The sequence below is a fragment of the Vibrio sp. Sgm 5 genome, assembly GCF_026241575.1.
In the GTDB taxonomy this organism is placed as follows: Bacteria; Pseudomonadota; Gammaproteobacteria; order Enterobacterales; family Vibrionaceae; genus Vibrio; species Vibrio jasicida.
In genome coordinates this window covers 81,495-96,933 of record NZ_JAPHPY010000019.1, presented here as the reverse complement: position 1 = coordinate 96,933, position 15,439 = coordinate 81,495, and the positions used below count along the sequence as shown (strand labels likewise).

The 15,439-nt window shown below is 44.5% G+C and carries 15 protein-coding genes and 1 pseudogene; 3 read left to right on the top strand and 13 right to left on the bottom strand.

Annotated features, from left to right (window positions below; all coding sequences use genetic code 11):
- Positions 1-115: 115 nt before the first annotated feature.
- The 7 genes from OQJ86_RS12640 to OQJ86_RS12610 all read right to left on the bottom strand — a co-directional run bounded on the left by OQJ86_RS12640 (position 116) and on the right by OQJ86_RS12610 (position 5,469).
- Positions 116-688 (bottom strand): GNAT family N-acetyltransferase, encoded by a 573-nt coding sequence (locus tag OQJ86_RS12640; protein ID WP_265987972.1) that lies wholly within the window; start codon positions 686-688, stop codon positions 116-118.
- Positions 689-695: 7 nt separating this feature from the next.
- Positions 696-1,859: a MerR family transcriptional regulator gene (locus tag OQJ86_RS12635; RefSeq protein ID WP_265987971.1), complete on the bottom strand. Its 1,164-nt coding sequence runs from the start codon at positions 1,857-1,859 to the stop codon at positions 696-698.
- A 144-nt stretch (positions 1,860-2,003) separates the two neighbouring features.
- A complete protein-coding gene (locus tag OQJ86_RS12630; protein WP_265987970.1) occupies positions 2,004-2,402 on the bottom strand; it encodes an NUDIX hydrolase in 399 nt (132 codons plus the stop codon).
- Positions 2,403-2,421: 19 nt separating this feature from the next.
- Positions 2,422-2,937 carry a GNAT family N-acetyltransferase gene (locus tag OQJ86_RS12625; RefSeq protein WP_038865199.1) on the bottom strand — a complete coding sequence of 172 codons (516 nt, stop codon included), beginning with the start codon at positions 2,935-2,937 and terminating at the stop codon, positions 2,422-2,424.
- 127 nt (positions 2,938-3,064) lie between these two features.
- Positions 3,065-3,427 (bottom strand): VOC family protein, encoded by a 363-nt coding sequence (locus tag OQJ86_RS12620; protein ID WP_171375031.1) that lies wholly within the window; start codon positions 3,425-3,427, stop codon positions 3,065-3,067.
- Positions 3,428-3,542: 115 nt separating this feature from the next.
- Positions 3,543-4,949 carry a cytochrome c peroxidase gene (locus tag OQJ86_RS12615; protein WP_039974854.1) on the bottom strand — a complete coding sequence of 469 codons (1,407 nt, stop codon included), beginning with the start codon at positions 4,947-4,949 and terminating at the stop codon, positions 3,543-3,545.
- A 367-nt stretch (positions 4,950-5,316) separates the two neighbouring features.
- Positions 5,317-5,469, bottom strand: coding sequence for a hypothetical protein (locus OQJ86_RS12610; RefSeq protein WP_095760490.1), 153 nt, complete (start codon positions 5,467-5,469; stop codon positions 5,317-5,319).
- 303 nt (positions 5,470-5,772) lie between these two features.
- On the opposite strand from OQJ86_RS12610, the gene speG reads away from it, so the two are divergent.
- On the top strand, positions 5,773-6,303 hold the full coding sequence (gene speG / locus OQJ86_RS12605) for a spermidine N1-acetyltransferase (RefSeq protein ID WP_248874004.1): 531 nt from the start codon (positions 5,773-5,775) through the stop codon (positions 6,301-6,303).
- Between the two features lie 82 nt (positions 6,304-6,385).
- Here speG and OQJ86_RS12600 read toward each other — a convergent pair whose 3' ends face one another.
- From OQJ86_RS12600 to OQJ86_RS12580, 5 genes and pseudogenes are all read right to left on the bottom strand, one after another.
- A complete protein-coding gene (locus tag OQJ86_RS12600; protein WP_248874006.1) occupies positions 6,386-7,183 on the bottom strand; it encodes a hypothetical protein in 798 nt (265 codons plus the stop codon).
- 162 nt (positions 7,184-7,345) lie between these two features.
- Complete coding sequence (locus tag OQJ86_RS12595; protein ID WP_265987969.1) at positions 7,346-8,467, bottom strand: OmpP1/FadL family transporter; 1,122 nt, start codon at positions 8,465-8,467, stop codon at positions 7,346-7,348.
- A gap of 286 nt (positions 8,468-8,753) precedes the next feature.
- The gene (locus OQJ86_RS12590; protein ID WP_061035567.1) at positions 8,754-9,545 is read right to left on the bottom strand and encodes a hypothetical protein; all 792 of its coding nucleotides are present in this window, start codon (positions 9,543-9,545) and stop codon (positions 8,754-8,756) included.
- A 631-nt stretch (positions 9,546-10,176) separates the two neighbouring features.
- Positions 10,177-12,333, bottom strand: coding sequence for a prolyl oligopeptidase family serine peptidase (locus tag OQJ86_RS12585; RefSeq protein WP_265987968.1), 2,157 nt, complete (start codon positions 12,331-12,333; stop codon positions 10,177-10,179).
- Positions 12,334-12,509: 176 nt separating this feature from the next.
- Positions 12,510-13,938: pseudogene (locus OQJ86_RS12580) on the bottom strand (ATP-binding cassette domain-containing protein).
- Between the two features lie 367 nt (positions 13,939-14,305).
- On the opposite strand from OQJ86_RS12580, the gene OQJ86_RS12575 reads away from it, so the two are divergent.
- Together OQJ86_RS12575 and OQJ86_RS12570 are read left to right on the top strand one after the other, a co-directional pair.
- Positions 14,306-14,557 (top strand): DUF6482 family protein, encoded by a 252-nt coding sequence (locus OQJ86_RS12575; protein ID WP_042602564.1) that lies wholly within the window; start codon positions 14,306-14,308, stop codon positions 14,555-14,557.
- A 155-nt stretch (positions 14,558-14,712) separates the two neighbouring features.
- The gene (locus OQJ86_RS12570) at positions 14,713-15,138 is read left to right on the top strand and encodes a universal stress protein (RefSeq protein ID WP_009706243.1); all 426 of its coding nucleotides are present in this window, start codon (positions 14,713-14,715) and stop codon (positions 15,136-15,138) included.
- Positions 15,139-15,203: 65 nt separating this feature from the next.
- Here OQJ86_RS12570 and OQJ86_RS12565 read toward each other — a convergent pair whose 3' ends face one another.
- Positions 15,204-15,422 (bottom strand): hypothetical protein, encoded by a 219-nt coding sequence (locus OQJ86_RS12565; RefSeq protein WP_005439057.1) that lies wholly within the window; start codon positions 15,420-15,422, stop codon positions 15,204-15,206.
- Between the last annotated feature and the right edge of the window lie 17 nt (positions 15,423-15,439).

Below are 15,439 nucleotides of genomic sequence, written 5' to 3'. Positions count from 1 at the left end.
ACTCCGAATACATTAGCGCAAACCAACTCCGTTATTACTTAATTGTAGTTGCAATAACGGGGCGGACCATACATTTTCGTTCAGGTTAGATCAACAATTGCCTTAGCTTAATGGGTTACCAGTAAGCAGGACTATCCAAACCTTGCACACAAGAGGATGTGCCTTGGATTGGCGTCAACTCACCTGCAAGTGATTGTGCCAACCAACCATGTGGGAAGCTCAAAGTGTGAGGCGCTTTGAACTGCGCTTCAGTCACTTGTTGGAAACCAACGCGCGAGTAGAAGTTAGGATCGCCGTAGGTAAACACCAACTCGATACCTTGCTGTTTCAAGTGTTCAAGGCCAAAGTTGATCAGGGCTTGTCCTACGCCTTTACCTTGGCATTCTGTTAGCGTTGCCATTGGCGACAATAAGTAACCCACTTCACCATTCTCAAAACGTAGCGGTGTAAACAACACGCCTGCAATCAAGCGCTCACCTTGTTTCGCAACAAAGCCTTTCAACTCTTGCTCTGACGTTGTAGTTAACAAATCGCCGACGAGTAAGCCAATGGTTTTGCCTTCTGCTTCACCTTCAGAATCAGAAAAGGTTTGAGTAAACAAAGCGATCATCTCGCTGCTCATGCCTCTCTCGTACTGAGAAAGTGTGTAGTTCGATTTTTGAGTATTTTGATTTGTTGTTTCGTTCATTTTTCTATCAATCTTTTTGTAAGATATACATCTGATACGCCACTTCATTACCACAGCGTTTAACGATATCTAATTCAACTTGTATGTCTTTTAATGCTTGTGATGCTGGCATCTCAGCTTTCAAACTTTGCACACGCTCATCTAAAGGAACGTAGTAGTTATCCCATGCCTGTTGGCTAATTGGGAACGTCTCTAACACTCGGTAGCCTGCTGCTTTAGCCTGCTCAATACGCTTCTCGACACTGCCCACATCTGGGTATTCTTTTTGCCAAAACGCCACCGTATCTTCACTTGGTGTATCCGTGTTCCAAACCAAATCGCTCACCACTAAGATACCGCCGTCCTTAAGCAATGGGCGCCATGCTTTGAATGCATTCTCCACACCCATGATGTAAGCACTGCCTTCCGCCCAAATGACATCGGCCGAGCCTTCTGCAAATGGCAGTTCTGTCATGCTCGCACACACCGTGGTGATATTGTCACTTAAGCCAAGAGCCTCAGCTTTGCCTTGTAGGCGTTGCAAAGACGGCTCGTCATTATCGACCGCTGTGATGTGTGCATGTTTTGCCAAAGTACGAGTCGCAATGCCCTGCCCGCACCCGATTTCCAATATTTCATCAGGTTGAGTTGGTAATAGGCCCAATGCTTTCAACGTATCTTGCTCTGAACCTGGCCCCCAAAACTCCAAGGCTTCAAATACGCGGAAGAAGTCCGCCATGTAGTCGTCGTGAGTATTCATATCTTTTGATAACCAACGTAAGTGAAGGGCTTCTTTCTCGCTAAAACCTTGCGTCATCAGCCATTTCAAGTGCGCATCCGGCGCGACTTCATCCAACGATTCATGCCAATCGGTTAACGGTGTTTCACCAAGCAGCGCTGCCAAGAGCTGTCGCGATTTCTGCTTTTGCTCAATCTCTTCATCAAGCTGTTTGAGTCGTTCCAGCATCAACTGGCGATCTACTTTGGCTTCTAAGCAGGCTTTACACTCCTTGAGCGTCAGTCCGCCACTCTGCAATTGCTGGATCAAACGCAAGCGTTGTAGATCCGCATCGCTGTAAGCGCGGTAGCCGTTGCTTAACCGTTGCCCTTTGATGAGCTCAATCTTCTCGTAGTAGAGCAATGTGGTGCGAGACAAACCCAGCATCTCTGCCAGTTCCGATATCCGATACATGTAATTTTCCTCAGCGCTGATGAAAACATCTTAAACTGTAGAGTTATAGACAGGTCAACATGAATTGTAGAAAAAGATTCAAGAAGTAAAACGCCCACAATACGTTCGCATTGTGGGCGTTTTTATTCTGGCCGAGATTTAGCGTTATTTTACTCGTCCTTGCTCAACCAAGCGCGGGAAGACCTCATTGCGGAAAATCGTGCTTATCGCGATATCATCCACGTTTGAAGAGTCTACCCATTGGTATTTTTCGATTTCGTTACTGGCAACCACCTCGCCCGAATAATCATTTACGAAGAACACATCCATGACCAAAGTAATGCCGTCTTTATCGTGTGCAGGCGCCTCAAAGCGACCAAACAGCGTCAAGGCACCTTCCTTCACGGCAATGCTCACTTCTTCTTGAAGTTCGCGACATAGCGCTTGCTCTGGCGTTTCGCCACTATCCAGTTTTCCGCCCGGCGCATAGAAGGTGTCTTTGCCTTTTGAGCGCAGCACTAACAACGCGCCGTCTTTAATGATGATACCTGCTGACTTGTGCATCTTGTTTTCCTTCTAGGCGTTAGAGAAACTTCTCGATCATAACTTCATTGATGTACTGGCCGTTAACTTTGGCGTGCTTCTTTGCAGTGCCGACCACTTCAAAGCCATGTTTTAGATACGTTGCGAGCGCGTTGGGGTTGTCCTCTCGAACATAAGCAAACAACTTTTCATAACCTTTGGATTTAGCATCGGTAAAGGTGGCGGTAAACAGCGCTGAAGCGACACCTTGTCGACGGCACTTGGCATCGACGAACGTACCAATAATGCCAACGTGAGCGAATGCCTTGGTATAACTGGCGAAAGGCTCTACGTTTTGGAAACCCAGTACGGCGCTCTCATCCTCATCCGCTTCTTTTACATTCAATGCCACATTGAACACACCCGTTTCAGGAAAGCTTTCAATGAAGCCTTCTTCCTCTTCTGGGGTGAAGGTGGTATCAAGGATTGTGTATAAGCCCTCTTCTATGATGGGATTGAGAACTTCGGTAATGCCTTGAGCGTGCTGTTTTTGTGCCTTTGTGACGACAACTTTCATAGTATTTTTCGTTCTTTTTATAGGGATGAAATAGGAGCTCGATTATCTTCTATCTTGATCGTAAAACCAATGACCTAGCGATCGTTCGATCAGTAAATACCCACTGACTCATCCTATAGTTAACACCCTATAAATAAACCACCGCTTCGATGTTGTTACCATCGGGATCATAAAAAAACGCTGCGTAGTAATTGGGCGCATAGTGTTCACGTAAACCTGGCTCTCCATGACAAGTAAACCCAGCTTCAATACCTGTTCTATGAAAAGCCTCGACGGACGCTTTGTCATTCGCTTTAAACGCAATGTGGCAAGGGGCACTTTGGTCACTCTTTTCTATCAGAAAACGCGTATTGGGTTCACCAACTAATCCAAAGCCTGCCGCTGCTTCGTCCAACCATTTTAGTTCGATGCCCAGAGGGGTAAGCACCTTGGAGTAAAAAGCGACACAAGCATCAAAATCCACAACTTTGATTTCAAAATGATCAATCATATCTATCCCTACTTGATTGAATTTGTTCCATAAAAAAGACCACCTTAATCAAAGGTGGTCTCGATTGCGAAGTCTATCGTTTTATCGGTGACAAACTTGTTGGTTATGCCCTAGCTTAACTTAAAGGACGGCCTTCATAATCACCCGTCAGTGTTTTCAAGAACGCTTTGATGGCATCCACTTCTTCATCCGACATTTCCACTCCGACTTGGTACTTACCCATGTCGTAGATGGCTTTTTCTAGCGTATCAGCATGACCATCGTGGAAGTATGGTGGTGTCAGTTCAATGTTGCGCAAGGTTGGCACTTTAAACTTGTGTTTGTCTTCTTTGTTACCAGTGAAGTTGTAACGACCAAGGTCTGCGTCCGTCATATCAGTACCACGCTCAGCAAAGTAGTCCGCTTTCATACCCATGGTTTCAAACGTTTCACCACCCATCGCTTCACCTGCGTGACAGGTTTGACAATCGTACTTCTTGAACAACATTAAACCGTATTTCTCGTGCGAGTCCAGCGCTTGAGTATCACCCATCATGTATTGGTCGAAGCGGCTATTTGGTGTGGTTAGGGTTTTCTCAAATTCGGCAATCGCATCCGTAATGTTGTTGCCATTAATCTCACCTGAGTAAACCTTTTTGAACATCGCAACCATTTCTGGGTCTTGGCTTAACTTGTCGACGATTTCATCCCAATCCACAGAACCCATTTCAATAGGGTTAAACGGAGGACCACCCGCTTGGTCTTGCAGATCCGCAGCACGGCCATCCCAGAATTGCAGTTTGTTGTACACAGCATTAAACACGGTTGGCGCGTTGATGCCACCCACTTGGCCATGAATACCAACAGATGTTACGAGTCGGTCCACGCCGCCTGTATCAAGGCTATGGCATGACGCACATGAGACACTATTGTCTCCTGATAGTCGCGTGTCGTGATAAAGCACCTTACCTAATTCAGCCTTGTCTGCATCGGTTTCGAACGTGGTGTAAATTGGTTGTAGAACTTTGGTTTTACGTTCTTCAGATACCGGAGACTGGGCATGACGGTCAGCGCGCTTCTCACGAATCCACTTCAACAAGGTGTGCTTTTCGTCTTTGGACATGCTCGCTGACCAGTGCATCGTGAGATAGATAGGCGGCGGCATTGAATCGTCGTACAACACCTTTTCTAAACGAGCTAATGCGACTTCAGAGACCAAATCATCTTGTTTGACATCATCAAACAGGTTGGTCATATCGAAATGACGCATCGCAACACGAACATCAGCTTCCATGATTTGTTTTGCTACTGGCATTTCTGAGTAGAAAGGCATTTCGCTGTTTGGCGTATGACAATAACCACAGCCTTTGTCTGAAAGCACCTTCATTGCTTGATAATCTAGCGTCGATTTATCCAGAGAACTGAACTGCACTAACTGTTGTTGAGCCACTTTTTGATCGTCTTGCTTCACCATGTAGACAGTACCTAAGTAAGCCACTAAGCCTGCTCCAACGATCCCTAGCGTAATTTTCTTTTTATTCATAACTTTCCCCTAATCCGTTGCGGCGAAAGTTATTGAAATACCGATATTTTTAAAAATGGGAAAAAGGAATAGATATTAATCGAATATTTAGATGAGAAGCGGATTTAACATCTAATAGTTTTTAAAACAGACACTTGCCGACGAACGTAAAAAATACAACATAAAAACAACAACTTAAAACTAGAACTTTTATTGATATGAGTCAAAAATGACGGGAGCTCCAATATATTAACCAAACATATTAAATTCGATTAAAAATAATTCAGAACGAAATAAAGTAAGAATGGTGGAAGGGGTAAAGGAAAATAATATAGGCACAAAAAAAGGCAGCTCGTAAGCTACCTTTTTTGCAAGTCAGCAAATTAAATTATGCTTTCTTAACGTCTTTAGCTGGGTAAGTTAGCGTTGCTTCGCCAGCTTTAACGCGTACGTAAAAACCGCCGCTGCTTAGACCTGTAACAACCATTTCACCAAGATCGATACCTTTAGTAGCTACTACTACGTCACCGATTGAAAACATATTTAATACCCTGTTTATGTAGATTATGACCTTAAGTCGTTGGCGGTATTTAAGCTGAAATCGCCCCCTTAGCCTAATCAGGTTTTTTGTCGTTATGATTAACATTTATTATTGTTATACGCCTTGTTTTTCAAGGCTTTGTTAAGGTTTGATAGAGATCGCTTTTACGCATTCAGCTTCGCATAAGTAAAGGGGAGATTTCCCCCTATTACGCTATGATGAGGTTAACCAAACCAAGTCATTCTCGCTAAAACTTAGTTTCTTGAGGCAACTTGGATATCGAATCCTATTGGGAGAAAGACAATGAGAAATGGACTCACAATTCGCGCTTTAGAACGTTCTGATTTGCGTTTTATTCACGATCTCAACAATAACCGCAACATCATGACGTATTGGTTTGAGGAACCGTATGAGTCGCATGATGAATTAGAAGAATTGTACAGAAAGCACATTCATGATGATGCAGAACGTCGCTTTGTAGTAGAGGATGAGCAAGGCGTACTTATTGGCCTAGTAGAGCTAATTGAAATTAACTATATTCACCGTAGTGCCGAGTTCCAAATTATTATCGCCCCTGATCATCAAGGTAGAGGTTACGCGGAAGAGGTCATTAATCGTGCACTTGATTATTCGTTTTCAATCTTAAACTTGCACAAAATTTATCTATTGGTGGCACTCGACAACGAAAAGGCGATTCATCTCTATGAGAAATGTGGCTTTATTGAGGAAGGTCATTTAGTGCAAGAGTTCTTCATTAATGGCAGCTATAGAGATGTGAAACGTATGTACATTTTGCAAAATCAATTTCGTACAAAATTTGAAATTGACCAATAAGCGCAAATCCCTTTCACACGGTTGGGTGAACGAGATTGGACATACCACTCGTGAAGTAGCGAGTGGTATGACACATGCTCGATTATTCAAACTGATATTGGTATGAGAAGATGATACGCTTGTCAGGGTCATCGAGATAAGTGTTGTTGTCCATGGCAAACGTCATCACATTAAAGGAGTGACGTTTCTGCACCAGATAGCTCATGCCTACTCCACCAAAAACGCCTTGGTAATTATCCCCTTCACTGTTTTCCGAACCGTAAGATCCACCAGCAAACCCCATCAACGTTAGTTGCTCTGTTAGGGGTTTCAATGTGAATGCTCCCAAATAACCGCTACTGCCTGAAGAGTTCATCATGTTGAACCCATTCTCTGGGCTAGGTGTGCCAGTAAAACCAGGGGCTGAACATGCACTGCCCTCTGCGCCATCACAAACTGGCACATCGCCATCGTTATAGGTGTAGCCTGCCATTGGGAAGATCTGAAAGCCTGCTGGCTCGATGCCAAAATAGCTCAAAGGTACAAAGGTTCCAACACTGTAATTGGTTTGGTCTGCGCCATTGGTGTATTCATTCTTACCAAAGTTGAAGTTCACAATACCAACGGGGAACAACCACGAACCGCCCACACGCCATTCACTGGCATCATCATTGATGCGAACGTTAATTTTACGCGCTTCATCTAATGCCAGCGAGCCAGAGAATGAGATGTTCTGGTCATCAAAATCATAGTTGTTGGAATAAGATGCCCCAAACTTAGTGATAACCTTAGTAGGGTCATCGGCTAATTTGTTTTTGTTCTCTTTGGGAACGCGTTCGCTAGCCAGAGCCGACGAGCTTAAAACTAACGCTGCACATGCCAGCCAAAACGTGTTGTTCATTTCAAATTTCCTCGACGAATTCGTTTTCGTCTTTTTACTTTGTGCTTTTTGTTCAGTTTAATTGATACCGTCCCGCTACAAACAAAAACGGCGGTAAGCCTAGGACGTGCTTACCGCTGCTTTTCGTTGTATCGCTAATCTAGTGATTGCGTTAACGCCGGATTATTGGTTTTTCCAGCTGTAGCCAATGCTCAAGAAGTACAACGCTGGATCATCAAAGCTTGCAATCGTGTTACCCGCTCGACCTTTCACTTCAGACGATTCAATCAAGGTCGCTTCAAAGGCAACTGACACCGTGCTTGCTTCATCAATCTTGTAATCAATGCCCGTACCTAGACGGTAAGCGTTGCCAGTTGGGATAGTCAGATCACCGTTGGATTGGTCTGTGTACATGCTTGAGTCAAAGGCGAAACCTGCATTCCACATCACTTTGCTATTAACCTTGTACTGTGTACCCAAAGCAATCTGGTAGGTGTCTTGTGTTTCTACATCCATCAGTGTTTGGTAAGCACTCCAATCTTGCCAGTTCAAGTTACCCATCACCGCCAGTTTGTCATTGAGCTCATGGTAAGCACTGAATACCAACTGCTGAGGCGCAACGGCACTGGTCGAGAAGTCTTTATCATCGAATTCGAACTCAGTTTCATTCGAGTAAGACAGACCTAAGCGAGTACCTGAATTCAACTCATACAGCACACCAACGCGGCCATTGACTTGAGTTTCAGTATCTTCAATGCCACCAGCGATTGCCGTACCATCAACTTTGACATCCATATCTAAAATGCCGTAATGGATGCCCAATGCAGCACCTACAGACCATTGATCATTAATACGGTATGAAGCAGAAGGTTGAACCGTCACGGCCTGAGTAATTGCATTAGGAATATCAATACGGCTGAACAGCTTATCGTATTCCAGACCCAAGCCGTAGTTGCCGTACATACCAATACCAAGCGTCCACTTATCGTTCACTTGTTGGCTATAAAACGCAGAACCAAGTGGCACGTAACCAATGATGTTACCTGCGTCACCGCCACCAAATGTGTCCAGTGTTGTGTCGCCATACAAGCTGATCAAGTGACCCGAAAATGACTGACCCGCCACGTTAGACAGACCTGCCGGGTTCGCCGCCATGACCGAGGCATCCTGCGCTCTTGCCGCCATACCAGCAGACGCTAAACCAATGTCTGTGGTGGAAGTCTCATACAAATATAGACCTCCTGCTTGCGCTGCTGCACACGAGATGAGGGACCCCACAGCAACGATTTTGGTAAGATTTTTCATACTAAAACCTATAAGTATGTTAGGAGAAAACCCGTACTGCGGCGTTGGTTGTATATCAGTGAAAGGACTGACCATCACACACAGCACAGGCAATTTGTGGATTTAATGAGAAATAAAACCGACTAAGCGATTAGTCTTTCTTCTATTTTTGTTTTCATCTTGTCGCCTGAAATAAAACCAACGACGAACGCGCTTAAAATTTGATGCGCCTTGTTATTTCCACTTAATGTGTGACCAAACATCACACAGCAAAAATGCGTAAATTATTTTTATCTTATGAGTCGTATTAGAATTGGTAGTTGTATTCGATACGGTGGTCACCATCGCCAAAGTCGACTTGCTCATTCCAGTTAGCGAAGTAACGAATATTTGAACGCGGTGTTATTTGGTAAGAAATCGCAAATTCATGCGTTAAGATATTATCCTCACCCGCATAATACGTGTCTTTATAATCACTTGAGCCCGACAAGGTGTGCATATACATCGGGTTGTAGTTGATCCAAATTTTGTCGGTAATATCGATTTTCGAGTACATACCAACCACAGTAAATGTACCTGGAATCTCGTAGCCGTTGTCTTCACCACTGAAGTCATTGGCAATCGTCACACCTGCACCAGCTAATGGGTAAAGCTGGACAACACCAAGCTTCGGTAAGGCCTTGATGAAGCTGTACGACGCATCCAACTTGTCAGCATCCACGTCGTAGTTCACATCAAGCTGACGTCCCAATCCTTTCGCAACTTCAACTTGGAAATTACGCAGGCGGAAGGAATCAATACTGTCATCCAATTTGCTGTACAACGGGTCATCTTCATCCCGAATGCCAAACAGTTCGCCACCAATACCTTTGACTTCGATAACGTTCATCGCCATCGTGCCCGGTTGAGACGCTTTATAAGTTTGGCCTATCTTAATGTTTGCCCCTTTGTCCGTAATGCCAAAGCCAGCTTGGGTATAAACCGCAAGAGGATCGGACATGTCTTGCAGTTCTTTATCTGTATCTGTCTCAGCAAAAACGGGGGACGCAAACTGGATTGCTGCTGCCATCACGACAACAGACGGTTTCACGATATTCATAGGATTTTATCCATCTTTTATTCAATTAAACGCACGCGTCAACAAACCTGCATAAATCGCGGACGAACTGAATCGAGCCTCAGAAAGTTCAATTTCCAACGCGAATTTACAAATAACAGTTTGTTTAACGCTGCATTTAAATTAAATAGAGGATAACGGTAAGTTCAATCACCTATGGTTATATGAGTTATAACCTAAATTTTGGTTTAGATTTGAAATGAAATTTAGATTAACAATTATCTAAATAGTAGATATCACAACAAACAATGAATACTCAGTTAATATAGATTAAACATGTGAAATCAAACCAAAGAAAAAATAAACGGTCAATCGAAAGATAGAACCACCTAGACGTTTAGCTATATACTTTTTCAGCTATTTCACCAATAAATAAGTCATGTTGGCTTAAACATATATTCTACAACTGTAGAGTATTTTCATTAATAAAATGTTATTTCACCTTGGCGTTCGATACATCCACTTCTTGGTAATTCTTCAATATCATTTATGTGAACTACGTTGGCATCGCATATTTTTCTGTTCTACCTTAAACAAAAAAACGCAGCCCGAAGACTGCGTTTTAATTCCAATGTGAGTGAGCTTAAGCTCTTCGGTTAATCCGCCCTCTCGCTTACAGCTTTTCAACGCCCATATTGAACAAAGTAAAGCTGTAAACATCAGCAGTTTTCTCAATAACCTTGCTGGTCGGTGTGCCTGCACCGTGACCTGCGTTGGTTTCGATTCGAATCAAAGTTGGGTTTGTACCCGCTTGTTTCGACTGTAGTTCAGCCGCAAATTTGTACGAGTGCGCTGGCACCACGCGGTCATCGTGGTCACCCGTTGTTACCATAGTTGCTGGGTACTTAACGCCGGCTTTGACGTTGTGTACTGGCGAGTAACCTTTGAGGTAATTGAACATCTCTTTACTTTGTTCTGCTGTACCGTAGTCATAAGCCCAGCCCGCTCCTGCCGTAAAAGTGTGGTAGCGAAGCATATCCAATACACCCACTGCTGGCAGTGCCACTTTGAACAGCTCTGGGCGCTGCGTCATCACTGCACCAACAAGCAAGCCGCCGTTCGAGCCACCGTTAATCGCAAGCTTGTCTGATGAGGTGTAGTCTTTATCGATAAGGAACTCAGCTCCAGCAATAAAGTCATCAAACGAGTTTTGCTTCTCTAATTTGGTGCCAGCATTGTGCCAGTCTTTGCCGTACTCACCACCGCCACGGATGTTCGCGACAGCGTAGATACCGCCCATTTCCAACCATGCTGCTCGACTCGGACTAAAGTAAGGCGTCAGGCTGATATTGAAACCACCATAACCATACAAGATCGTTGGCGCACTGCCGTCCATCGGCGTGCCTTTTTTGTAGGTAATGATCATTGGAATCTTGGTGCCATCTTTCGACTTGTAGAACACCTGACGAGATTCAAATTTTGCCGGATCGAATAGTGCGTTCGATTTGTGGTAAACCTCGCTGTCACCGTCTTTGATGTCTAGGCGATAGGTCGTGCTTGGCGTCTTGTAGTTGGTGAAAGAGTAGTAGACTTCAGCGTCTTCTTTCTTACCCCAAAAGCCGTAAGCACTGCCGATGTCTGGTAGCTTGATTTCACGAATGAACTTGCCGTCCATATCGTATTGTTTGACCATCGAAAGCGCGTCAACAATGTAGCTTGCGAACAGGTAACCGCCTGCAGTTGATGGGCTAAGCACATTGTCAGTTTCAGGAATTAAATCTTTCCAATTCTTCGGCTCAGGGTTGCTCGCATCCACCGTCACTACACGTTTGTTTGGTGCATCTAAGTTAGTGACCAAATACAGCTTGGTGTCTTTGCTATCAATCACCCAAGTATCAGAATTGGTGTCATCCAAAATGGTTTGCAGCGGACTGTCTGGCTTGGTCAAATCTTTGAAGAACAGCTTATTGCCAGACGTTGAAGTGCTTGCCGAAATAAACAGGTAACGTTGGTCGTCGGAAGTGTAACCACGAACGTATCGGTGCTTCTCTACCTCTGTACCACCGAAGATAAGCTTGTCTTCACTCTGCTTAGTGCCTAGCTCGTGGTAGTAAAGCTTGTGTTGGTCGGTTTTTGCCGAAAGCTCGCTGCCTTCTGGCTTATCGTAACTTGAGTAGTAGAAACCTTTGTTGCCTAACCAGTTTACGCCGCTGAACTTAATATCCACTAGCGTCTCACCGACAGGCTTTTTGGTTTCGGCATCAAGCACAATCACTTTGCGCCAGTCGCTACCGCCCTCTGAAATGCTGTAAGCGACTAAAGAACCATCTTTGGTGAAGCTCACATTCGCCAATGAGGTCGTGCCATCTTCGCTAAAGGTATTTGGGTCGAGGAAGACTTCAGGCTTACCACCGTCAAGTTGGCGGTAAAGCACATCTTGGTTTTGCAAACCGTCGTTCTTATAGAAATAGGTGTATTTACCTTCTTTGAATGGTCGCCCTAACTTCTCGTAATCCATCAACTGAGTTAAGCGTTCTTCAATCTGGTGACGATAAGGAATTTGCGCCAAGTAATCGAACGTGACTTGGTTCTGCGCTTTCACCCAATCTGCGGTTTCTTTACTGCGGTCGTCTTCTAACCAACGGTATGGGTCACTGACTTTGGTACCAAAATACTCATCCACCACATCGACTTTCTTTGTCGTTGGGTACTTCACCGCCATTTTGTGTACGTGTTCCACCAACTCCTGTGTTGAGTCTTCGGCATAAGCTCCCGGTAATACGCCCGTCATCGCAAACGCGGTCACCAGTGCTAAGGTTTTCTTTTTCATAGACTTCCTTTTCTGTTTTTGTTTTGTGTAATGCATCAAGCATCTTACCCATATCGAAGTAAGGATTCTAATTGCTTTGAGAAAATTGCTTGGTAAAGGTTTTAAAGTCACCAAAGCCAAACTAGCTGCTCAGCTTCGGTGATTCCCCTCAATGTGGAGTTATAGACAAGAGCTTGTTAGCTCAGTTCAATGCTTCGAGACACTCCCGACTCCACGGCAAAATCTTGGTCATGGCTGATAAGAATAAAGCCGCCGCGGTAAGCATTTAACGCCTGAGTAAGCATGATTTTCGAATCCAAATCGAGGTGATTATCTGGCATCGCTTTCTTTCATCCCCTCACAATGTTGCATCAGGTTTTCCAACATGGAGAGTCCAGGCTGTATCGCACCAAAGTGCTGGTCGAGAAAATAAAGCGGCGTATTGATTTGTAGCTCACCACTTTGCAGTGAGAACTCCCCCAAGAGGGTTTTCAGTAAGGTCGATTTACCGCCCCCGTTTTTGCCCAACAAATGTACCTTATCATCCGCATGAACTTGCGCAGAGATGGGTTTAGCCGCCCCAAATGGCAACACGCCTTCTAAAAGTGACACAACTTTTCGCGAGCGACTTTGACTGTCTGCCAAATACAGTTTTTGCCCTTTGATTTGCTCTTTACGCACTAGCAAACTTTGCTCTTTCTCTTGCAAGTGCGCTTTGCGAAGTTGCTCGTTTTTATTACGACTGGCGGCTCGGGCTGTGGCTTTGTCTTTCATACCATCCAATAAGATCTTCGGCTGACTGCCATCCTTTCTCAGCTTGTTACCTTGAGCCGCTCTTTGTTCTGCTTTCTCTCGATTGCGCTGAGCTTGCTCTTCCAATTGCTTTTTTTGTTTATCGACAGCAGCTAACTGGCGTTCCACCGCTTGCAGCTCGGTGCGCTTTAGCTCGGCATACACGTCGTAATTACCGCCAAATACTTGCAAGCCTAAACCGGATAGCTCCCAAATTTCCTCCATCTCGCGCAAAAATTCTCGGTCGTGACTTATAAGCAGAATCGCTCCTGAGAAATTGCGCATCGAATGAATCAACCACTGCTTGGCATGTCTATCAAGATGGTTCGACGGCTCATCAAGGATCAGTAATTCCACTTCGCTTTCGAACAATTGCCACAGTTGCAAACGCGCTAACTGCCCGCCACTCAATTGCAAACAAGGAAAGTCTGGCTGTGGCGGCAAACCCATGGTTTCTAACTGCTTAGCAAGTTGGATGGGCAAATCCCATTGTTCACCTACTACCTCAAACAGATACTCCGAGCAATCGCCCATCTCGATCTGTTTGAGCGCGCTTAACACATTGTCCTTTGCTAAAAACTGGGCAATCGACAGCCCTCCCCCCAACAAGTGAGATGGTTGCTGGCGATACACCGCAAAGGACCTTGGTAAGGTTACTGTACCGCTGGTTGAGGTTTGCTCACCGCTGAGTATCGATGCAAACACCGATTTTCCGACACCGTTACGTCCGACTAACCCAACACGACGTTTGATCATTGAACATGAGATTTGCTGAAACAGCGTTTCGCCATTACCAAATTGATGACTGATATTGTAAGCCTGTAAGACTGGCATAATTTGCCTCCTGTATGACAGGGACAACAGCCGTAGCTTGAGATAAATCTAGAGATGAGATCGATGCAAATACACGCGTCCATAGAAGCGCTTCAAACAGAAAAATGGTAACTGCAAAGAAATATCGGAAAGTGAGCTACGCCTACTAACCCTGTAAATCCAAAAAATAAAATGAGAGTTGGATGACAGGTTTAGTTGTTCATGTTGGCGTAATCTCCTAAAGAAGTGATGGGCAAAGTCTAAAGGTTTTCTTGTATAAAAAGCAAGCGACTTCTGTCATCACATGAATCGGTTCGATCCAGAAGTGAACTAAAATCCATCGCTCGCCGTAATAGCCAAAGAGTGAAAACACCAATGGGAAACGGCTATGAATCTTTTGATTGAATCGGTCGAGGGTGGTATCTACCTCGCTTATAACGTAGAAAACCAAACAAGATCATTGATCTTGAACGAGCACAAAAGCCCGCTCAAATTTGCCAGCCTCTGCGAGGCAAGAGACCACTTTCGAGGAGAAGGATACTCCTCTGCAAAACTGGTTCACCTCAACGCATCTGATGAAATGTGTGGAGAGAGAATACGCTGTGACATGCCATTAGAGATTGAATTGAGCTGGTATTAGTATCGGCTCTTTTTTCGCCCTCCCCTCAATATCCTCTCGCTCTTAGGCTGGTGATAATTTGCCAAAACTTTGAGCAATTTCGGGATCTTATCAACACATTTTTTGTTAAGGGCGTACTATGCTATTGGTAGTGTATTCCACAAGAGGGCGTGGTTATGAAATACAAACATATCCTAGTCGCACTGGAACTGTCTGATGAGAGTACTGTGTTGATTGACCGAGCGGTATCTATGGCGAGTTATCTCGGTGCCGAGATTTCTTTTATTCATATCGATGGTACTCATGGCGAAATTTATCGTGAGCTTGTCGATATTAAAGCAAACCCAGACCAAAGACCGTTGAATGAACATTCAATGGAGTGCTTGAAGTCCTTTAGCGATTACATGGAGCAGCCATTGAAACACTTCTTCGTTGGCACGGGTGACTTGGCGGACAAACTGGAAGTAACCATCAAAGAGCAAGAGGTTGATCTGCTTATTTGTGGCCACCACCAAGACTTCTGGAGCAAGATCATTTCTTACTCAAGACATCTGATCAACAAGTCTCCGGTAGATATTCTGGTTGTGCCGATTCACGACTAGTTTGAATGAAGGATCTAAAAAGCCGCCAACGATGGGCGGCTTTTTTGTTGTTCTTGTTGGCTCAATTAAGGCTCTATTTCACCAATCGAATACAGCACCAACTCTTCTGGGTTGTTCCCTTCCCCTAACGAGTGAATGTCTTCCCCTTCTTGCTTCAGCTCATTAATCAGCTTGAGCGCTTTATCTTGCTTCACCCCAATAATGGTTGGCATTTCAGAGGCAGAGACACCAAAACGTGTCGCAACAAGCAAGTTTCTTACTTTGGTTTTATCCGATTCAAACATGGCATGACCTCTTTATT